Here is a 20,377-nt window from a genome sequence, read left to right on the forward strand (position 1 = left end):
ACATGCGCAGATTAGCATCTGTGGATGACAGAAAAACCAAACTGATATCACCTTTCTGGAGTTATCTGATTTGTTTGACGCCATGTAACGATCCCTAAACAGCCATAGGGCTACGAGCGTTATACTCTTCGGCTAAATTTTAAAATCGACATACAAGGACTCGCCCATGAAAGCGTTCGGCAAAATCCTGGGTCTGGTACTTCTCGGGCTGTTGCTGATCATTGTGGCTCTAGGCTTTGCCCTGACCCATCTCTTCGATCCCAACGACTACAAAGACGAGATTCGCCAGATTGCCCGCGACAAGGCCCACATCGAGCTGACGCTCAATGGCGACATCGGCTGGAGCCTGTTCCCCTGGCTCGGTCTTGAATTGCACGAGGCCAGCGTTGCGACCCTGACCAATCCGAGCCAACCGTTTGCCGATCTGCAGATGCTCGGCCTGTCGGTGCGCGTGCTGCCGCTGCTGCGCCGTGAAGTGCAGATGAGCGATGTACGTGTCGAAGGCCTGAACCTGCGCCTGAACAAAGACGTGCATGGCCACGGCAACTGGGAAGACATCGGCAAGAATGTGCCGGACCCGGCTACCGCCGCCACCACGCCTGCCGTGGCTGAAGCGGCCACACCGCCCAAGCCTGAAAAGCCGCCGCAGCCGATCCGCCTGGACATCGACAGCCTGACCATCAACAACGCCCGCGTCGAATACAACGACGAGCAGACCGGCAAGCAGTTCAGCGCCGAAAGCATCCAGCTGAGCGCCGGCGCCGTGCACGAAGGTGCAAGCATCCCGGTCAAACTCACCGCGTTCTTCGGCACCAACCAGCCGCTGATGCGCGTCAAGACCGAGGTCAACGGCAACCTGCGCATTCAGCGCGCCCTCAAGCGCTACCAGATCGAAGACATGAAGGTCACTGGTGAAGCCACCGGCGAGCCGCTGCAAGGCAAGACCGTGACCTTTTCGACCCAGGGCCAATTGCTGGTGGACCAGTCTGCGAATATCGCCGAATGGACCGGCATGAAGCTGTCGCTGAACCAACTGCGCGCCCTGGGCGAGTTGAAGGTCAACGACCTGGACAAGACTCCACAGCTCAGCGGCGCCCTGTCGATTGCCCAGTTTGACCTGGCCAAGTTCCTCGACAGCGTCGGCAACCCGCTGCCACCGATGGCCGCCGGCAGCCTGAGCAAGGTCGAACTGGTCAGCCGCCTCAAGGGCACGCCGACCAGCCTGGCGCTTGAAGACCTCAACCTGAAACTCGACGACAGCACCTTCACCGGTCGCGTGGCCGTGGATGATTTCGCCAGGCAATCCCTGCGGGTGCAGCTCAAGGCCGATACGTTCAACGCCGACAACTACCTGCCGGCCAAGTCCGAAGCCGCCAAGGGCGCCGCGGCCGCACGCCAGGCTGAAGTGCAGAACAGCGAAGCCGGCGCCATGGCGGCCGGTGGCACCACACCGTTGCCGGACGCCCCGACCAAAGCCGCGTGGAGTACCGACAAGCTGCTGCCGCTGACCCGCCTGCGCACCCTGGACGTAAACGCCGACCTGTCCTTTGGCCAACTGACCCTGAGCAAGCTGCCGATCCAGAATGCCGCCCTGAAAGCCTCCGGCCTCGATGGCCAGCTCAAGCTCGATACCTTGAGCGGCGGCCTCTACAACGGCACCTTCCAGGCCAACGGCAACCTTGACGTGCGCCAGGACATCCCGCTGCTGGCGCTGCAAACCCGCATCAAGCAGGTACCGGTCGAACGCATCCTGCAAGCCCAGGGGCAGAACCCGCCGGTGAAGGGCCAGCTCACCCTCGACAGCAACCTCAACGGCCGCGGCAATAGCCAGAAAGCCCTGATCGACAGCCTCAACGGTACCGCCAGCTTCGCGATCAACAACGGCGTGCTGCTCAATGCCAACATCGAGCAACAGCTGTGCACCGGCATCGCCCTGCTCAACCGCAAGACCCTCAGCGGCGACCAGCGCGGCAAGGACACCCCGTTCCAGGAACTCAAGGGCAACCTGACCTTCCACAATGGCGTGGCCAGCAACCCCGACCTGAAAGTGCGCATCCCGGGCCTGACCGTCAACGGCGACGGTGACGTCGACCTGCGCGTGCTGGGCATGGACTACCGCGTCGGCATCATCGTCGAAGGCGACCAGCGCGACGTGCCGGACCCGGCTTGCCAGGTGGGCTCCAACTTCCAGAACATCGAAGTCCCGCTGCGCTGCCGTGGCCCGCTGGAACTGGGCGCCAAGGCCTGCCGCCTGGACAAGGACGGCTTGAGCCAGGTCGCCATCAAGGCGGCAGGCAACAAGCTCGGCGAGAAGCTTGAACAGAAGCTCGACAAGGTCAATCCACAGCTGAAAGACGCGCTTAAAGGCCTGTTCAAACGATGAGAAACGAGCAGTTTTCAACGGCGGTGCTCGACTGGTACGACCGCCACGGTCGCCATGACCTGCCCTGGCAACAGGGCATCACGCCTTACCGGGTGTGGGTCTCGGAGATCATGTTGCAGCAGACCCAGGTCAGCACCGTGCTGAACTACTTCGACCGGTTCATGGCGTCCTTGCCAACGGTCGAAGCCCTGGCTGCCGCGCCGGAAGACGAAGTACTGCACCTGTGGACCGGGCTGGGTTACTACACCCGGGCGCGCAACCTGCAAAAGACCGCGAAGATCGTCGTTGCCGAATATGGCGGCGAGTTTCCCCGTGACGTCGAAAAACTCACCGAACTGCCCGGCATTGGCCTGTCCACCGCGGGTGCGATTGCCAGCCTGAGCATGGGCCTGCGAGCGCCGATCCTCGATGGCAACGTCAAGCGCGTGCTGGCGCGCTTTACCGCGCAAGAGGGCTACCCTGGCGAGCCAAAGGTCGCCAAACAGCTGTGGGCCACCGCAGAGCGCTTTACGCCCCATGACCGCGTCAACGCCTACACCCAGGCCATGATGGACATGGGCGCCACCCTCTGCACCCGCAGCAAGCCCAGCTGCCTGCTGTGCCCGCTGGAAAAGGGCTGCGAAGCGCACCTGCTCGGCCTGGAAACCCGCTACCCGATCCCCAAGCCACGCAAGACCGTGCCCCAGAAGCGCACGCTGATGCCGATGCTGGCCAATGGCGAGGGCGCGATCCTGCTTTACCGTCGCCCCTCCACGGGCCTGTGGGGCGGTTTGTGGAGCCTGCCGGAGCTGGATGACCTGGCCGACCTGGAACACCTGGCCAACCAGCACTCGCTGGCGCTGGGCAAACACCAGGAGCTGCCGAGCCTGATCCACACCTTCAGCCACTTCCAACTGGCTATCGAACCCTGGCTGGTCCAGGTCCAGGAGTCTGCCCATCACGTGGCCGAGGCTGACTGGCTCTGGTATAACCTCGCCACCCCGCCGCGCCTGGGCCTTGCCGCCCCGGTCAAGAAACTGCTGAAGCGCGCGGCTGAAGTATTGAACGCAGGAGTTCCGTCATGACCCGCACCATCATCTGCCGCAAGTACCACGAAGAACTGCCCGCCCTGGAGCGCGCCCCGTTCCCTGGCGCCAAGGGCCAGGACATTTTCGACAACGTCTCCGCCAAGGCCTGGGCTGACTGGCAAAAGCACCAGACCCTGTTGATCAACGAAAAGCGCCTGAACATGATGAACGCCGAAGACCGCAAATACCTGCAGGGCGAGATGGACAAGTACTTTTCCGGCGAGGATTACGCCAAGGCCGACGGCTACGTGCCACCTGCTGAATAATTGATCAAATTTGGGGGTTGGCCCGTAAGCGACGGTAATAATTAAATATTTTTTGAAAACTTGCTTGACGACCCCCTGAAAAACCCGTTTAATGCGCCCCGTTGCCCAGATAGCTCAGTCGGTAGAGCAGGGGATTGAAAATCCCCGTGTCGGCGGTTCGATTCCGTCTCTGGGCACCACTAATTAGTTTCAGGTGGTGCAAATGTCATCTGAAACACACAAAAAACCCGCCTGGTGCGGGTTTTTTGTTGCCTGCCGTTTTTGACTCCTTCAGCCCCCGCCCCGCATCAACGTCAACACCGCAACCCGCTCCTGCTCGGAGATGTGAAAACCACTCTCCTCCACGCGCGCAATCCAATCCTGCGCCGAGAGCGACTCGCCAAAACGCACCAGGCGTCCGTAGCGCCTGAACACAGCCTCCAGCACGCTGATCATCGAGGGGTAGCTGCAGCCTCCGTCAAAACAGATGCTGAGGCCGCCAAGCCAGGAACGGCCGATCACGTGGGCACTACCGACGCTCTCGGCACCGGCATACTCAAAATCCATTTTTACTGCTTCCATGTCGCACCCAAACTCATCACCACGAAAGTACCCAAGCCTAGCAGGCGCCTGTTTTGCGGCAGGCTGCAAAGCGCTCCAATCAGACCAACCGGTCATCCAGGCGGCGACCATACAGTAAGACGATCCAAAGCGCCGGTTATCAACACCTCATTCCGACCCCATTGCTCCATCCTTAATTCCCCAGTGATCGCCACTCTTGTCGGCGTTACCACCGACAAGGATGTCAAGGCGACTGAGTCACTTCACCAGGAACACCAGCAGCGGGTTGTCATTCAACCGCCCATTGAACACCGGCGCCATGTGTTCCAGCGGCGTGCCGCTGAGCAATGCGGTTTGCTTGCGCTCCACAATCACCCAGGCGGGGCGCGGCAGCGTATCCACCAGCAAGGGTTGGTTGCGCCCGATGAACAGCGGCTGCTCGTCGTGATCCAGGTTCATGATGTAGCGAATCGCCCAGGTGTCCTTGGCCAGATCGACGAACACCAGGGTCCCGGGATTATCGGCACGCAGCTTTTCCACCGAGCTTACGAAGTTCCTCGTGTCGAATTGCAGATCCTTGGCCGGCTCCACAACCTTCACCAGCACCAGCCATTGGGTGGCCAGCGCAATCAGGCTGAGCACCACCAGGCGCTGGCCGAGATTGCCCTGCAAACGGCGCCAGGCAACCACGGCTGCGAGTTGCAGCACGATCAGCACACCCACCAGCGCCGGCACTGAAACGTCCGGCCAGTAGCCGTGCTTGTGCCACAGATGCCGACAGACAAACACCACGGCAATACCCAGCACCGGCAGGACCGCCACCAGCCACTCATAGCCACGCCGCACGCCGAGCAACCAGCCCTGGGCCTGGAGCAAGCCATAGGCGGCCACCGCGGCAAACATCGGGACCATGGGCACGATGTAGTAGGCGCGCTTGAAGTGCGGCACCGACAAGCCCAGCAAAATCATCAGGCCGCAGGCGGCCAAACGCAGCATCAACTGCACATCGGCATCGTCGTGGCGGGCCGACCATTTGTGGCGCAGGGCAATCATCGTCGCCAGGGCCAGCGGCACCACCGGGAAATAGCGGTACAGGCTCAGCTTGAAGTAGAAGTAGAACGCCTCACCGGTTTCATCAAGGCGCCCGGTGAATTGCATCCGCAGCACATCATCGACGAAAGCATCGCCACCGCTGATCCGCGCCAGTTTCAACAGCGCCCACCAACAGCCGGCCAGCAGGATCAAACCGACCACGCCGTGGGCAATCACCTTTTTCAGCAGTGCAATCCGCTCTTGCCGCGTACGAGCGGTGCCCAGCGCCCAGTAGACACAGGCCACCCCGCACACCTCGATCAACCCCAGCGGCCCGCGAATGGCAAACGCCACCACGAACAACGGAAAGATCGCATATTGGCGCAGCCGCGAGCCCAGGCGCTCACCGGTATGCAGCAGGTAGAAACACCCCAGGCACAACAACGAGATCATCTGGTCCAGGCACACCGAGCGCGACTTCTCCAGCAACTGGGCAGTCAATGCGGTGAGCAGCACCGTCAGCAATGCCCACGCCCGACCGGACGGCACCAGCAAGCGATAGATCAGCGCCATGACCCCGGCAGACGCCAGGGCGGTGGGTATCACGTTAGCCAGGTCGTTGGGCGCGCCGAATAAACGGGCAAAGAGGTAGCTGAGGTAGGTCGCGGTGCCCGGATAGTCCGGGTAAGGCTCACCGTAGGTGGTAGGAAACAGGCTCGCACCGTGGCGAAACATCTCTTGCATGAACACGGCCCAGCGACCGTCGAAGCCCTGTGGCTGCTGGTCCCAGATGCCCAGGGTGAACAGCAGCAAGGCGATAAGGAAAATACCCAGCGATTCCATTCGAAAGCGATTGTGTTGATCCATTATTCAGCCTGTCAGGTGGGGTAAACCGGCTCATGTTGCCGAACGCCACCCTGAATAACCCCTGAACGGAATCAAACATTCATCCGCCTAACGACGAGCGGGCCAGATCAGCAGCGGCAGCAGCCGGATATAGAGTAGCTCCCCTACCAATTCCACCAGGGTTTGCGTGATCACTGCGGCAGCAGCGAGCCCACGGATCTCTTCGGGTAACGCCAGCGCCAGCGGCAGCACCACCAGGGAATTACGCGTGGAGGCGCTGAAGGTGACCGCCCGCGCCGTGGGCGCCGATAGCTTGAACAGGCGCGAAGCCAGCGCCCCCATCAGCGGGGCCAGCAACAGGAAGCCGATATACACCGGGATCACCGGCGCCAGCAGGCCGATATCGCGAACCACGGCGGTGATCTGCGAACCGATCACCACCATCAGCACCAGCGCCATGGCCGGCACGGGCAGCCAGGCCCAGGCATCGTTCCAGGCACTGACGACCGGTGAGCGCCGGGACAGGGAAGTGGTCAGCACCGCCAGAATCATGGGGGCAACGATCAGCAGCAGGAAGGCCTCGACAAACGGCCCCACTGCAACCACCACCTGCGACTGCGCCCCCAGCATCAACCCCAGGTAGACCGGCAACAGCAGCAGTTGCAGCAACAACAGAATCGGGGTCGCCGCCAGCATCAACCGCGAGTCACCCTTGCCGATATGGGTAAACACCACCACGTAGTCGATGCACGGCGTCAACAGCACCAGCAACGCACCCACCAGGATCGCCGGGTGTTCCACCAGGCCCCGAGTCAGCGCCCACACCAGCAGCGGAATCAGGATGAAGTTGGCCAGCAGCAACGCGGCCATGAAGTGTTTGTTGCCCAGCCCCTGGCGCAGGTCCAGAAACGGGATTTGCAGGAACATCGCGTACATCAGCACGGCGATGGCGGGCGTAACCAGGGCAGCCACACCTTGAACCATGGAGGGCGCCAGCAGGCCGACAACGGCAGCCAGCACCACGCTGGCGAAGTAGATCGGGATCTGGTTTTGTTCGAGGGTGTCGCGGGTCATGGGCCGGCTCTGGTGGGCGAAAGGGTCTAAGCCTAGGCATCTGTGCCGCTCAGGTCGAGCCTCAGAAAAATCCCCGGGGTCTTCGTAGCAGAAATTTGTTAGTTTCGACTTCTCATAAAACTGCGCACGGGCCTTTGACACCCCATCGAAAGCGCAATGATCGAGCCTGTTCATGAACCTGCCAGCCCGACCTCAAGCCGAAGCATTCCGCGAGCCCACAGCCGATGGGCATTCCATCGGCGGCTTCACGTGGCGCCATCCGCGCACAGACGTTGAACGCCCGGTCGTCATCATCAACGCCGCCACCTCCGTACGCTGCCGTCACTACTCACGGTTTGCCGATTACCTGTTTGCCAATGGCTTCGACGTCATCACCTACGACTACCGCGGCATCGGCGAATCCCGCAGCGGCTCGCTGAAAGGGTTCAAGGCCTCATGGTCCGATTGGGGCGTGCTGGACTTCGAAGCGATCCTGCTGCGGGCCCAGCGGGAGTTTGCCGGGCAGCCGATTGATGTGGTCGGGCACAGTTTTGGCGGATGTGCGGCGGGACTCGGGGCTTCCGGCGCGGTGATTCGACGCCTGGTGACGGTAGGCGCGCAGTTTGCCTACTGGCGCGACTACGAGGCGAGCGGGCGCTGGCGGATGCTTGCCAAATGGCATGTGGTGATGCCGCTGGTGACAGCGGTTTTTGGCTACTTCCCGGGCAAGCGCATAGGCTGGCTGGAGGATACCCCGGCGGGCGTGGTACGCGACTGGAGTACGCCGACGCCGAGTTATGAAAAACGTCCGAGCGGGCGAGCCTTGCCCGAGCTGCCGTTTTCGCGGGTGAAGGCACAGATATTGGCCATCAGCATTACCGACGACCCGTTTGGCACGGTGGCGGCAATCGAGCGCCTGCTGGGTTACTTCGACGGCAGCGAGCGCACGCATCTGCGAATCGCGCCTGAAGATATCGGCGAAAAAGAGGTCGGACACTTCGCATTCTTTCGCAGCCAGTATCAAGATCGGTTGTGGCCGATTGCATTGGCTTGGCTGCAACGGGGAGAGTTGGCCAACGGCACGCCGGGGCGCCAAGTGACGGATCGCACCTAGAAAGCCTTGGGATTTCTCCAGACCTGCGCTTCAATACCCCACCCCCAGATCCTGACACCAAGGACGTGAGCCCATGGCTTCGCCGAACAAGCAGCAAAAACGCGCCCACCGGGCAAAAGCCAAGGCCAAGCAGAATCGCACCCAACGCGCCGTCGCCACCAAGCCGGATGCCTTTGCCGGCGATGACAGCCGCATTGATCTTGAATCGGTGGATTTGACCGAGCTGTTCCTGGAGATGCGCACCGCTGGCGAAACCAGCCAGCAGGCGCTGTGTGCCGTGTTCCTGGCGCACCCGCTGCTGGCAGTGGTACTGGAGCAGGAAGGCGAAGAAGAAGCGACGGACTTTATCCTCGCGGCGCTGATCGAGTATCGCCAGTGGGCCACGGATACCGAGGATGAAGCGGCAGCGCTGGCGTGGATTGAATCGCCGGAATTCCAGGCCGATTACGTCGCGGCGTCACAGGCGCTGGTTAGCTCCGAAGACTGATACAAAACGAAATGTGGGAGCGGGCTTGCTCGCGAAGGCAGTGTGTCAGTCAGCTCAAATGTCGACTGATCCACCGCATTCGCGAGCAAGCCCGCTCCCACATTTGATCAACGGTATTGCGACGAAAGCACTCCGTCAGTTAAGCACCGCAGCCCCAACCTTCCGGCCCTTGCGCCGACGCGACACCATCAGCCCCGCCGCAACTACCAGCAAGCTCAGGATCCCGGTGGCAATGATCTCCACCTGATGCGCTTCCTGGAACAACATGATCGTCAGCACGCCCACGATGAACACGATCACCGCATACGTCAGGCCCGGGAACAGCCACATCTTGAAGGCAATCTTCTCGCCCGCTTCCGTGCGTTTCTGGCGCATGCGCAGTTGCGACACGGCGATCACCAGGTACACCAGCAGCGCGATGGCGCCGGAGCTGGCCAGCAGGAATTCAAACACCGCCGCCGGCGCCACGTAGTTGGCGAATACCGCCAGGAACGCCGCGCCGGTAGACAGCAACACCGCCCAGTAAGGCGTGCCGCTCTTGTTGGTGATCTTGGACACCGCCGGTGCATCACCGCGACGGCCCAGGGAGAACATCATGCGCGAAGCGGTGTACAGCGCCGAGTTCAGGCAACTGGTCACGGCCACCAGCACCACCAGGTCAACGATCAGCTTGGCATTCGGGATGCCCATGCGTTCCAGCACGGTCTGGTAGGAACCGACCGCTGCCAGCGCAGGATCATTCCACGGCACCAGGGCCACGACGATGAAGATCGACACCAGGTAGAACAAGCCGATCCGCCAGATCACCGAGTTGGTGGCCTTGGAAATCTGCTGGCCCGGGTTCTTCGATTCAGCGGCCGCGATGGTCACGATCTCGGTGCCCATGAACGAGAACATGGTGGTCAGGATCGCCGCCAATACCGCGCCCATGCCGTTGGGCAGGAAGCCCTGGGTGTCGAACAGGTGCGAAACGCCGCTGACCTGACTGCCCGGCAGGAAGCCGAAGATCGCCAGGATGCCGAGGATCACAAACCCGATGATCGCCACCACTTTGATCAGCGCAAACCAGAACTCGAACTCGCCGTAGTTCTTCACACTGAACAGGTTGGTCGCGGTCAGCAGCAAGGTAATGATCAGGGTGAAGGCCCAGATCGCCACGCCGGGGAACCAGGCGTGCAGGATGGTCGCGGCAGCGTTGGCTTCCAGCGGAATCACCAGCACCCAGAACCACCAGTACAACCAGCCGATGGTGAAACCGGCCCAGTGCCCGATCGCACGGTCGGCATAAGTAGAGAACGAACCCGTGTCCGGCGATGCCACGGCCATCTCGGCCAGCATGCGCATCACCAACACCACCAGCGTACCGGCGGCGGCATAAGCCAGCAGCACGGCCGGGCCCGCCGCAGCAATCGCGTGGCCGGAGCCCACAAACAACCCGGCACCGATAACGCCGGCAATCGACAGCATGGTGACGTGACGCGGTTTGAGCCCCTGTTCGAGGTCATTGGAGCTTTGCGTACTACTCATTGACACACCTTTGCGAGGAATTGCGAATACGGTCCACCCGGTCTGGCGTCTTTCTCGTGAAAAGAAACCAACGGGGCGTTCTTTATTTTTTACGCAAGATTTGCGCCAAAATGTTACAGAGCCACGATTGACGCGGGCTGTAGGGAAACTCAATAGCTCTCGTAAGTCACTGACACTAATGGCATTCCGCTATAGCGTTACTGTGCGACTCACTTGAAAGACGAATCAGCGCACCAAAAACACACACAATTTGTGCGTGACGCCCCATAAAAGGGCTGATAAGGACCGTTCGCCGGTTTAACCCTTCCAACACCCGGCCAAAGCTGGCACCATCGCGCCCTTTTTTACGCGAAACCTGTAGGAATACTGGTTCAAACGGCTGTTCGGTTGTTGATGGCGCGACACACTGCTGTGCCGATGCGACACCCTGCCGCAGACCGTCTGTTTACCGCCTGCAGGGCTGTTGGCTGTCATCCGGACGCTATGCTAGCTTGGCGCCTCGCCAGGAAGGCGGGCCAACAGCAGGAGCGCAATGAACACAATGAGGACCGCACATGGCTGAGGCCACGCCCGCGCTTGAAATCCGCAACTTGCATAAACGCTATGGTGAGCTGGAGGTGCTTAAAGGTATCTCGCTGACCGCCCGCGACGGCGATGTGATCTCGATCCTGGGTTCCTCCGGTTCCGGCAAGTCCACGTTCCTGCGCTGCATCAACCTGCTGGAAAACCCGCACCAGGGGCAAATCCTGGTGGCTGGTGAAGAGCTCAAGCTCAAGGCTGCGAAAAACGGCGAACTGGTGGCCGCCGACGGCAAACAGATCAACCGCCTGCGCAGCGAAATCGGTTTTGTGTTTCAAAACTTTAACCTGTGGCCGCACATGAGCGTCCTCGACAACATCATCGAGGCCCCGCGCCGCGTGCTCGGCCAGAGCAAGGCCGAAGCCACTGAAATCGCCGAAGCCTTGCTGGCCAAGGTCGGCATCAGTGACAAGCGTCATGCCTACCCCGCGCAACTGTCCGGCGGCCAGCAACAACGCGCCGCGATCGCACGCACCCTGGCCATGCAGCCCAAAGTCATCCTGTTCGACGAGCCCACATCGGCCCTTGACCCGGAAATGGTTCAGGAAGTACTTAATGTGATCCGCGCCCTGGCCGAAGAAGGCCGCACCATGCTGCTGGTCACCCATGAAATGGGCTTTGCCCGCCAGGTGTCCAGTGAAGTGGTGTTCCTGCACCAGGGCCTGGTCGAAGAGCAAGGATCGCCACAGCAGGTATTTGAAAACCCGCTTTCGGCGCGCTGCAAACAATTCATGTCCAGCAACCGCTAACGGAGCAACATGCATGCAGAACTATAAAAAATTCCTCTTGGCCGCCGCTGTTTCGATGGCGTTCAGCGCCACGGCGATGGCTGAAACCTTGAAAATGGGGATCGAAGCGGCCTACCCGCCGTTCAACAATAAAGATGCCAGCGGCAACGTCGTCGGCTTCGACAAGGACATCGGCGACGCCCTGTGCGCCAAGATGAAAGTCGAGAAGTGCGAAGTGTATGTCTCCGACTGGGACGGCATCATCCCGGCCCTGAATGCCAAGAAGTTCGACTTCCTGGTCTCCTCGCTGTCCATCACCGATGAACGCAAGCAGGCCGTCGACTTCACCGACCCGTACTACTCCAACAAGCTGCAGTTCATCGCGCCCAAAGCCAACAAAGACTTCAAGACCGACGCGGACTACCTGAAGGGCAAGATCATCGGTGCACAGCGCGCAACGCTGGCCGGTACCTACCTGGAAGACAAGCTGCCGGACACCACCGCCAAGCTCTACGACACCCAGGAAAACGCCTACCTCGACCTGACTTCCGGCCGCCTGGACGGGATGCTCGCCGACAAGTACGTGCAGTACGAGTGGCTGAAAAGCAAAGACGGCTCCGCCTACGAATTCAAGGGCGACCCGGTGGTCGAGAGCGACAAGATCGGTATCGCCGTACGCAAAGGCGACCCGCTGCGCGAGCGCTTGAACAAAGCCCTGGCTGAAATCAAGGCCGACGGCACCTACAAGAAGATCAACGACAAGTACTTCCCTTTCAGTATCGAGTGATCCTGAATGGCCTGCCCGGCGTGCTCGCTTGAGTGCGCCGGTCCTGAGCTTTGCCTTGCGAAACGACTAAACCATGAATTTCGACCTCTACGGATTCGGCCCGGCGCTCGCCGCCGGCGCGCTGATGACCGTCAAGCTGGCGCTCACCGCCCTGTGCCTCGGGCTGGTGCTCGGGCTGGCCGGCGCCCTGGCCAAGACTTCCCCGTACAAGCCGCTGCAATGGCTTGGCGGCAGCTACTCCACCCTGGTTCGCGGCATCCCGGAACTGCTGTGGGTCCTGCTGATCTACTTCGGCACGGTCAACCTGATGCGCTCCCTCGGGGAGTTTTTCGGCAACCCCGACCTTTCCCTCAGCGCTTTCGCCGCTGGGGTGATCGCCCTGGGCCTGTGCTTTGGCGCCTACGCCACGGAAGTCTTCCGCGGCGCGATCCTGGCCATTCCCAAGGGCCACCGTGAAGCCGGTGTCGCACTGGGCTTGTCGAAGGTCCGGATCTTCACCCGCTTGATCATGCCGCAGATGTGGCGCATCGCGCTGCCGGGCCTGGGCAACCTGTTCATGATTCTGATGAAGGACACCGCGCTGGTCTCGGTGATCGGCCTGGAAGAAATCATGCGCCACGCGCAGATCGGCGTGACCGTCACCAAGCAGCCCTTCACCTTCTTTATGGTCGCGGCCTTCATGTACCTGGGCCTCACTGTCCTGGCGATGACCGGCATGCACTTCCTGGAAAAACGTGCCGCGCGCGGCTTTGCGAGGAGCACGCAATGAGTGGCGACTACAGCTGGCTGTCGCATTTCGACCTGGGCCTGAACTGGGCCGTGATCATCAAATGGCTGCCGAAACTGGCCCAGGGCGCAACCCTGACCCTGGAGCTGGTGGCCATCGCCGTGATCGCCGGCCTGCTGCTGGCAATCCCGCTGGGCATCGCCCGCTCGTCACGCCTGTGGTACGTGCGCACCCTGCCCTACTGCTACATTTTCTTCTTCCGCGGCACGCCGCTGCTGGTGCAGCTGTTCCTGGTGTACTACGGCCTGGCACAGTTCGACGCCGTGCGTGAAAGCTTCATGTGGCCGTACCTGCGGGACCCGTTCTGGTGCGCCACCGCCACCATGACCCTGCACACCGCCGCCTATATCGCCGAGATCCTGCGTGGCGCGATCCAGGCCATCCCGCCGGGTGAAATCGAAGCCGCGCGGGCGCTGGGCATGTCCAGGCCCAAGGCGCTGTTCTACATCATCCTGCCGCGTGCCGCGCGCATCGGCCTGCCGGCCTACAGCAACGAAGTGATCCTGATGCTCAAGGCCAGCGCCCTGGCCAGTACCGTGACCCTGCTGGAACTGACCGGCATGGCCCGCACGATCATTGCCCGCACCTACCTGCCGGTGGAGATCTTCTTCGCTGCCGGCTTGTTCTACCTGCTAATGTCCTACGTCCTGGTGCGCTTCTTCAAGCTGCTGGAGCGCTGGTTGCGGGTCGATGCCTGCCAGGGCCGCTGACGCCTTGTTGACGGGTGAGCAACTGCTCGCCCGCTTCCAGGCGCTGGATGCGTTCCTCACCGAACATCAAGGGCTGTGGCGACCACGGCCCTTTACTCACCTGCAATTGCCGTGGGAAACCCAGCATCCCGAACTGGCCCATTGGCTGCGCCAGCGCTCGCTGGCCGAAGCGGAAACCAGCCATAACCAGCCTCACCACCTGCCGGCGCCTGCGCCTTTCCCTGAGCTGGCCATGCAGTCGCTGAATCTCAGTGCTGTGGATAACTTACCGTCCCGCCCGCTACCGGCCGCCCGTCATCGCCTGAACGTCGATGTACCCGGCCGCAAATGGCAGCAGATCGAAGCCTTCGGCGCCGCGCTGCAATTTCGCCAAACCCCCGAACACTGGCTCGACTGGTGTGCCGGCAAGGGCCACCTCGGCCGCCGCCTGTTGCAACCCGGGCAGCAACTGACCTGCCTGGAATACGACCCGGCCCTCATCGCCTCAGGGCAAGCCCTCAGCGAACACCATCAATTGCCCGTCACCCACCGCCTGCAAGACGTGATGGCCGACGTACAGATCAGCCGCGACCAAACCCCGGTGGCACTGCACGCCTGCGGCGACCTGCATGTGCGCCTGCTCCGGCTGGCCAGCGCCGCCGGCTGCCAGCAGTTGGCCGTGGCGCCCTGCTGCTACAACCGCATCCGCGCCGAGCAGTACCCGCCGCTGTCGATTGCCGCCCAGGCGTCGTCACTGCACTTATCGGTGGAAGACCTCGGCCTGCCGCTGAGCGAAACCGTTACCGCAGGCGCGCGGGTGCGTCAGCAGCGCGATACGTCGATGGCCAGGCGCCTGGGCTTTGATGTTCTGCAGCGGCAACTGCGCAAGAGCGATGCTTACCTGCCCACTCCGTCCCTGCCCGCGAGTTGGCTGGCCAAGCCGTTCGCCGACTACTGCCGCGAACTGGCGGCCCTCAAGGGATTATCCACAGGGGAACAGGATTGGTCGGCACTGGAGGCCCAAGGCTGGCAGCGCTTGGCACAGGTGCGAAACCTGGAATTAGTGCGTGGTCTGTTTCGGCGCCCGCTGGAAATGTGGCTGGTACTGGACCGGGCATTGTTTCTCGAAGAAAACGGTTACAGGGTTCAAGTCGGCAGCTTCTGCGAAACACCGCTCACCCCGCGCAACCTGATGCTGCTCGCCGAGCGCAATTAAAGGGCATTTTGTCGCAGCGTGCCCTGTGGATAACTCTGTTGATGGAATTCTGGCAGAGGCCCTGCCGGCAAGCTTCGCGGCGCAAAATGCTGACTGGTCATTTTTTGTTCACAAAATAAAACGCACGCAAAACAGGCAGTTGCAGCGTGATGAGAACCGCTCCGCAAAATTGCGGTTTGATGACAGGTCGAACCAACCGATTGTGCATAAGCATCTGAGGTTAGCGGCATAACCCGGGCTTTTCAGTGGGCAACCAGCAGGCGGCAAAGCGCGTTTATATCGTCACAGGCCATGCTTGCGGCTTGGTTATCCAGCGGATCGCTGCCAAAAGCCAGGGCCTCGCTGATCGCCGGATCCCGATGCACCACCTCCAACAGGCTGTCACCCAGGCGCTTCCTGAACACCTCGACCATGTCCAGGCTGAAGCCCGAGGTCTCGTCGAGTTGGTTGATCACGAAATGGCAACGCAGCGCCGGCCGATCATCAAGGTGTGGCGCCAGCAACTGCTCCATCTGCTCCAGGGTGCCAAGGGAAGCCGCATCCGCCTGGGCGATGACCAGCACCACATCGGCCACGTTCAGTGCCTGATGCAGGTAGACGTTATTGCCCGCCGGGGTGTCGATGATCACCGTGTCCTGCTCACCCAAGCCCAGGGCCGACAAATGTTGCGCCAGCCAATGCGGCTCCTGTTTCAGCCAGCGCTGGAGGTCTTCCTGCTGACGGATATCGGTTTCGCCAAACGTGATCACCTGGCAACCGGCAAAGCCTGAATGAAGGATCTGGCTCCAGCGCTCGTTGTGCAGGCTGGTGCGCCCGATGCCGGGCAAGGTGTGGCCCAGGCCGAAGTGGTGATAGAGCGCGTTTTGCGGGTCCAGGTCCAGCGCCACCACTGGCTGCCCCAGGCGCTGCAAACCGCTGCTCAGCGCGGTGGCCAGGGTGCTGCGGCCGACGCCGCCATTGACCGAAACCAGCGCTACCACCTTCGCCCGGATGTTCGCGGCTTCGCGGGACTGCTCGTTGGCACAAGGGGAATGTCGGGAGAACGACGCGCCACTGCCCATATTGAGGCTGGCACTGTCGTCGACCGGCATGTCTTCGAAGAACTGCAGCATCGAATCCATCCCTTGAACATCACTGGCAGTCGTCTTATCGAACAACGAAAAAAGATCATCGGTACGGCTCATCGCCAACACTCCCTCACGACGCATCTTAAAGACGTGAAAGGTCAGCTGTACTGATGCTTACCGCAGGTCTTTTTGTGGGCGCCTTTGTGTACGCATTCTGTGACAAAGGAATGAAAGTGTCATTATTTTGGTGTTTCTGAAGAAATCTTTAAGACGAGCGGTAAATGGTCAATTTACTGACTAATCTTTATCGGGTCGTAAGGTGTTTGCAAATCCCGCTCCGGGATCTCCCAGATCAGCAGCTTGGGCGGCGTCTGCTTGAACGCCGGGCTGTCGAAATAAGCCTTGGCGGCGCCTGAAAATTCGCCGCCGTCCTTGCTGAAGTTACCCACCGGAGCGTTCAGGGCTTTTTGCAGGAAACCCACGAAATTCGAATTGCGCGAAAACGAGGTACCGATCAGCGCCACGTTCGGCAGGCCGGCGTCACCAAACAAATCGTCAGGGTTACTCGACGCCGCCGGGCCATTCTCATGCGCGGTGCTGGCCGCAACCTGCTCGCCCACCGGCTGTAACTTCGGCGGCAACCAATCGAGACCGGCCAGGCGCACCAGGTCACCCGGTCGCGGTGCGAGCGGTGCCTGGGTAATGTCGAAGGCTTGCTCCGGCGTGGCCTGGATACCGCGCTGCTGGATGCGCAGGGCCACGGCGCGGGCGCCGGCATTCGAGCCGATTTCGCTCCAGTGCGTGTCGGTACGCAGGTAGGCGTCCGGGCCGAGGGGTTTCAGGGTGTCGGTCAAATCCAGCACTTCAACGCCCGCCGCTTGCAACAGCGTGCTCCATTGCTGAATCCGGCCATCCAGCACGGCCGGACGATACAAGCCGCAACGCTGGGCAGCGGCGATGCGGGTTTTATCCGGCACCACCATCACTTGCAGATCAATACCGCGCTGGCCTAGCTGCTTTTTCAGGTCGATCACCGCGTCGGCCTTGGTGCGCGCATTGTCTTCGGCGTGGCGGTTGAGCTTCAGCTCATCGCTGATAAACAGCCAGCCCGGGCAGCCCTGGCGCACCCGCGGCCCGGTGTCGCCGAACGCCAGCCAACTGGCGCCGCGCTCCAGGTTTGCCGCTTCGATGGCCATCGGTGCCTTGGACAATTCCTTGGCAAACCGATGGGTCACTTCACCGTGCAGCAGCATGTCGCTGTCGACCTTGGGCGGCAGGAAACTCACCGGCCCCTTGACCATCAGCCAGACGCAAGACAACAGCCCCGCCGCCAGGAAAGGCACCAACACCCAGCCCGCCAGGGGGCTGGTGCGGACGGTCAGTTCACTCGGTGGGGTCGGCGCGGTAGGGGCGGGCATCGTCAGGCTTCCTTAGAACTGAAAGTACAGAAACGGCACGGCATCGCGGCTGGCAATCAGCGCGAACGACAACACAAACCCGGCCACCGGCCACAGGGATGCGGCCACCACAAACCAGGGCTGCGTACCAAAACGCTGCTCGCAGCGGGTCTGCCAGATCGGCGCGATGATGCACACCAAACCGAGCAACGCGGCCATGCCATGGGCCGGGCGCATGGCCACGGCCAACGCATCACCCAAGGCCATGCCATGCATGCCGAATTGGCCGGCGTACATGGTCAGTGCCGAATGGAAGTCCGGTGCGCGGAACAGCGTCCAGGCCAGGCACACAAACAGCAGCGTCAAGATGTGCGACAGCACCGGCGGAATGCTCGGCAGGCTCGAGCGCGACCACGCCCGGTCAATGCACAACGCGATACCGTGGGCCGAACCCCACAACAGGTAGTTCCAACTGTCGCCGCCATGCCACAACCCGGCAATCGCCATGGTCAGGAACAGGTTGCGGTAGGTGCGCCATACGCCATCGCGGTTACCGCCGAGGGCGATGTACAGGTAGTCCCGCAGCCAGCTGGACAGCGATAAATGCCAGCGCCGCCAGAAGTCCTGGATGCTGCTGGCGAGGTATGGCCGGTTGAAGTTTTCCGGGAAGTGGAAGCCCAGCATCAAGCCCAGGCCGATGGCCATGGCACTGTAGCCGGCGAAGTCGAAAAACAGTTGCAACGAGTACGCCAGGCAGCCGATCCAGGCATCCACCAGGCTCGGGTTTTCCAGGTGGAAGGCGATGTCCACCAACGGCGACAAGGTGTCGGCCACCAGTACTTTCATGCCCATGCCGATCATGAAACGCCGGGCGCCAAGGCTGAAATTCGGCCAGTTGAAATAACGCTGGTTCAGCTCGCGCCGCACCCAGTCATAACGAATGATCGGGCCCGCAATCGAGTGGCCGAACATCGAGATATAGGTCGCGTAATTGATGAAGCTGCGCTCCACCGGCACGGTGTGCCGGTGCACATCCACCAGGTACGAAATCGCCTGCAGCACGATGAACGACAACCCGGCCGGCAACGCCACGCGCTGCCAATCCAGCGGCATCGCGCCGTACCAGGTGATTACCTCACTCACGGTGCCCGCGACGATGTTGGCGTACTTGTACCAACACAGCACCGCGGTGTTGAACACGATCAACGCGATCAACAACCGCACCCGGCCCTTGCCGTCTTCACGGGAACGGTCCACCAGCAAACCGCCGACCCACGCCACCACGGTCAACACCATGTGCAGGAACAGGAACAGCGGGCTCAACCAGCCGTAGAACAGCCAGCTGCCGATCAACAGGATGACGTTGCGCCAGCCCGGACGGGCCAGCGCATAAATCAACAGGAAGGCCGGCAGGAACAGCGTGAGGAATTCCAGTGAGGCAAAGACCATGGTGGTGTCGGGCCCGATCAGTTAGCGAGCGTGTCGGAGGTAAACAGCAACCTCGAACCGGCGGCCGATGGCAGTGCGAGCACGCTGTAGCGTTCGCCGGCCTTGAGGGTGAAGGTCAGCGGCTGGCCCATTGGCGCGTTGGCGCATTTGAGCTGCACCGACAGTTCTACCGGGTTGATCATGCGGCGCGAAATCGCGCCTTCGGCGACCTTCTTGAACAGCTCGGCTTTTTGCGCCACGGCTTCCAGGCTCGCGTCGGCGCAGGCGGCGTCGGCGTTGATAAAGGCCAGCGAGGCCTTCAGTGCGTTGAAGTCATCCGGCTGTTCGTGGATCACCAACTGGCGCGTGCCGCCCTTGGCGTCCGGCACGGCCACTACGGTGGCGAACTCGCCCGGCGCGACGGTCACGGCCAGCTCGGAATCCTTGCCGCCCTGGCTCAACACACCCTTGATCGGGGTCTTGCCGCCCGACACCGGCAGGTAGTCAGACACCAGTTTGTCGCCACCCAACACCAGGCTGGCCTTGGAACCCTGGGGCAGCAATTTCAGCTCGCCGTCGGTGCCGTTGGCCAGGCGCAGGAAGGCCGAATCCTTCTCCGGGCCGGTGGGGTAAAGCGGGATGTCGGCGCTGTAGGCGCTGACGCTGGCGAGCAAGGTCGCCAGGCCCAGGGTAATCCGTTTCATTATTGCGCTCCTTTGCCCACGGCGGCCGGTGGCAACTTCGCCAGGGAGTCGCCGATCGCCTTGGCCCACTTCTGGTAGCCGTCGATGGTGAAGTGCTGGCCGTCGGTGGTGATCCACTGGCCCGGCTTGGAGAAGGTCAGCGAGTCAACGTAGGTGCACGGCGCCACGTTGGTGGCGAGGAACTGCGACATCACCTTGGTGCGCGCATCATCCTTCTTGTACTGCGAACCGACCTTGCCCCACGCCGGCCCGACCCACACGCACTTGGTGCCGGTTTCGGTGATGGCCTTGGTCAGGGAAGTCACGCTTTTCCAGGCCCAGACTTTCGGGAACTGCGGCTCCGGGTACGAGGCCATGGTGTCGGCGATGATGATCACCACCAGGTCCGGCTTGTCCTTGGCGATCAGGTCTTTGATCGGGGTGGTGCTCATGGCGTTCTTGCCGAAAATCTCGGCCTTGCCAACCGGCAGGCGCTCGGCACCGCACTCGACTTTCTTCGGCACGATCCAGTCGGCTGCACCGGCGCCGCACGCGCCGATGGAGTGAACCTTGGCGCCCTGGGCGGTGAGGTTGTCCTGCAGCGGGTTGAGCAGTGAATCAGGAAAGCTCATGTGACTTTCGCCCAATACCAGCAGGGTCAGGCCGGCAATAGCAGAAGCGGAAACAGGCATGGATGACTC

General features: G+C 61.6%; 19 protein-coding genes and 1 tRNA gene. 11 read left to right on the forward strand and 9 right to left on the reverse strand.

Going from position 1 to position 20,377, the window contains the following annotated elements:
* Positions 1-166 precede the first annotated feature (166 nt).
* From HX786_RS12655 to HX786_RS12670, 4 genes are all read left to right on the forward strand, one after another.
* Positions 167-2,383 (forward strand): AsmA family protein, encoded by a 2,217-nt coding sequence (locus HX786_RS12655; protein WP_178912161.1) that lies wholly within the window; start codon positions 167-169, stop codon positions 2,381-2,383.
* The gene (mutY, locus tag HX786_RS12660) at positions 2,380-3,447 is read left to right on the forward strand and encodes an A/G-specific adenine glycosylase (RefSeq protein WP_008435691.1); all 1,068 of its coding nucleotides are present in this window, start codon (positions 2,380-2,382) and stop codon (positions 3,445-3,447) included. Before HX786_RS12655 ends, mutY begins: the two co-directional genes overlap by 4 nt.
* The gene (locus HX786_RS12665; RefSeq protein WP_087693327.1) at positions 3,444-3,716 is read left to right on the forward strand and encodes an oxidative damage protection protein; all 273 of its coding nucleotides are present in this window, start codon (positions 3,444-3,446) and stop codon (positions 3,714-3,716) included. The genes mutY and HX786_RS12665 overlap by 4 nt, the downstream gene beginning before the upstream one ends.
* Positions 3,717-3,819: 103 nt before the next feature.
* Positions 3,820-3,895: transfer RNA gene (locus HX786_RS12670), tRNA-Phe, on the forward strand.
* A 91-nt stretch (positions 3,896-3,986) separates the two neighbouring features.
* On the opposite strand, the gene HX786_RS12675 is transcribed toward HX786_RS12670, so the two are convergent.
* From HX786_RS12675 to HX786_RS12685, 3 genes are all read right to left on the reverse strand, one after another.
* Positions 3,987-4,262, reverse strand: coding sequence for a hypothetical protein (locus HX786_RS12675; protein ID WP_008435692.1), 276 nt, complete (start codon positions 4,260-4,262; stop codon positions 3,987-3,989).
* Between the two features lie 252 nt (positions 4,263-4,514).
* A complete protein-coding gene (locus HX786_RS12680; protein WP_178912162.1) occupies positions 4,515-6,155 on the reverse strand; it encodes a glycosyltransferase family 39 protein in 1,641 nt (546 codons plus the stop codon).
* Positions 6,156-6,242: 87 nt separating this feature from the next.
* Positions 6,243-7,208: an arsenic resistance protein gene (locus HX786_RS12685; RefSeq protein ID WP_177122636.1), complete on the reverse strand. Its 966-nt coding sequence runs from the start codon at positions 7,206-7,208 to the stop codon at positions 6,243-6,245.
* A gap of 172 nt (positions 7,209-7,380) precedes the next feature.
* On the opposite strand from HX786_RS12685, the gene HX786_RS12690 reads away from it, so the two are divergent.
* A complete protein-coding gene (locus HX786_RS12690; protein ID WP_178912163.1) occupies positions 7,381-8,301 on the forward strand; it encodes an alpha/beta fold hydrolase in 921 nt (306 codons plus the stop codon).
* Positions 8,302-8,374: 73 nt separating this feature from the next.
* The gene (locus tag HX786_RS12695; protein ID WP_063033519.1) at positions 8,375-8,788 is read left to right on the forward strand and encodes a hypothetical protein; all 414 of its coding nucleotides are present in this window, start codon (positions 8,375-8,377) and stop codon (positions 8,786-8,788) included.
* Between the two features lie 135 nt (positions 8,789-8,923).
* Here the strand turns inward: HX786_RS12695 and gabP are convergent, their stop codons facing one another.
* Complete coding sequence (gene gabP, locus HX786_RS12700; RefSeq protein ID WP_003218057.1) at positions 8,924-10,315, reverse strand: GABA permease; 1,392 nt, start codon at positions 10,313-10,315, stop codon at positions 8,924-8,926.
* A gap of 554 nt (positions 10,316-10,869) precedes the next feature.
* Between gabP and HX786_RS12705 the strand changes: the two genes are divergently transcribed.
* The 5 genes from HX786_RS12705 (at position 10,870) to HX786_RS12725 (ending at position 15,101) form a co-directional block, all read left to right on the forward strand.
* Positions 10,870-11,643, forward strand: coding sequence for an ABC transporter ATP-binding protein (locus tag HX786_RS12705; protein ID WP_003218059.1), 774 nt, complete (start codon positions 10,870-10,872; stop codon positions 11,641-11,643).
* Positions 11,644-11,656: 13 nt separating this feature from the next.
* The gene (locus HX786_RS12710) at positions 11,657-12,409 is read left to right on the forward strand and encodes an ABC transporter substrate-binding protein (RefSeq protein WP_003218061.1); all 753 of its coding nucleotides are present in this window, start codon (positions 11,657-11,659) and stop codon (positions 12,407-12,409) included.
* A gap of 73 nt (positions 12,410-12,482) precedes the next feature.
* A complete protein-coding gene (locus HX786_RS12715) occupies positions 12,483-13,178 on the forward strand; it encodes an ABC transporter permease (RefSeq protein ID WP_003218063.1) in 696 nt (231 codons plus the stop codon).
* Positions 13,179-13,216: 38 nt separating this feature from the next.
* Complete coding sequence (locus tag HX786_RS12720) at positions 13,217-13,906, forward strand: ABC transporter permease (protein ID WP_032899447.1); 690 nt, start codon at positions 13,217-13,219, stop codon at positions 13,904-13,906.
* Positions 13,887-15,101, forward strand: a complete 1,215-nt coding sequence (locus HX786_RS12725; RefSeq protein ID WP_178912164.1) for a methyltransferase — start codon at positions 13,887-13,889, stop codon at positions 15,099-15,101. The genes HX786_RS12720 and HX786_RS12725 overlap by 20 nt, the downstream gene beginning before the upstream one ends.
* Positions 15,102-15,343: 242 nt before the next feature.
* On the opposite strand, the gene bcsQ is transcribed toward HX786_RS12725, so the two are convergent.
* The 5 genes from bcsQ to HX786_RS12750 all read right to left on the reverse strand — a co-directional run bounded on the left by bcsQ (position 15,344) and on the right by HX786_RS12750 (position 20,368).
* Entirely contained in the window at positions 15,344-16,285 is a 942-nt protein-coding gene (gene bcsQ, locus HX786_RS12730; RefSeq protein ID WP_008435707.1) for a cellulose biosynthesis protein BcsQ, read from the reverse strand.
* Positions 16,286-16,458: 173 nt separating this feature from the next.
* Entirely contained in the window at positions 16,459-17,586 is a 1,128-nt protein-coding gene (locus HX786_RS12735) for a cell division protein FtsQ (protein WP_178912165.1), read from the reverse strand.
* A 12-nt stretch (positions 17,587-17,598) separates the two neighbouring features.
* Complete coding sequence (locus tag HX786_RS12740) at positions 17,599-19,014, reverse strand: MBOAT family protein (RefSeq protein WP_003218070.1); 1,416 nt, start codon at positions 19,012-19,014, stop codon at positions 17,599-17,601.
* A gap of 17 nt (positions 19,015-19,031) precedes the next feature.
* Positions 19,032-19,697 carry an alginate O-acetyltransferase AlgF gene (locus HX786_RS12745; RefSeq protein WP_178912166.1) on the reverse strand — a complete coding sequence of 222 codons (666 nt, stop codon included), beginning with the start codon at positions 19,695-19,697 and terminating at the stop codon, positions 19,032-19,034.
* Positions 19,697-20,368: an SGNH/GDSL hydrolase family protein gene (locus tag HX786_RS12750; protein ID WP_003218072.1), complete on the reverse strand. Its 672-nt coding sequence runs from the start codon at positions 20,366-20,368 to the stop codon at positions 19,697-19,699. Before HX786_RS12750 ends, HX786_RS12745 begins: the two co-directional genes overlap by 1 nt.
* Positions 20,369-20,377: the final 9 nt, after the last annotated feature.

It is taken from the genome of Pseudomonas sp. 21615526 (genome assembly GCF_013386245.1).
Lineage (GTDB): Bacteria > Pseudomonadota > Gammaproteobacteria > Pseudomonadales > Pseudomonadaceae > Aquipseudomonas.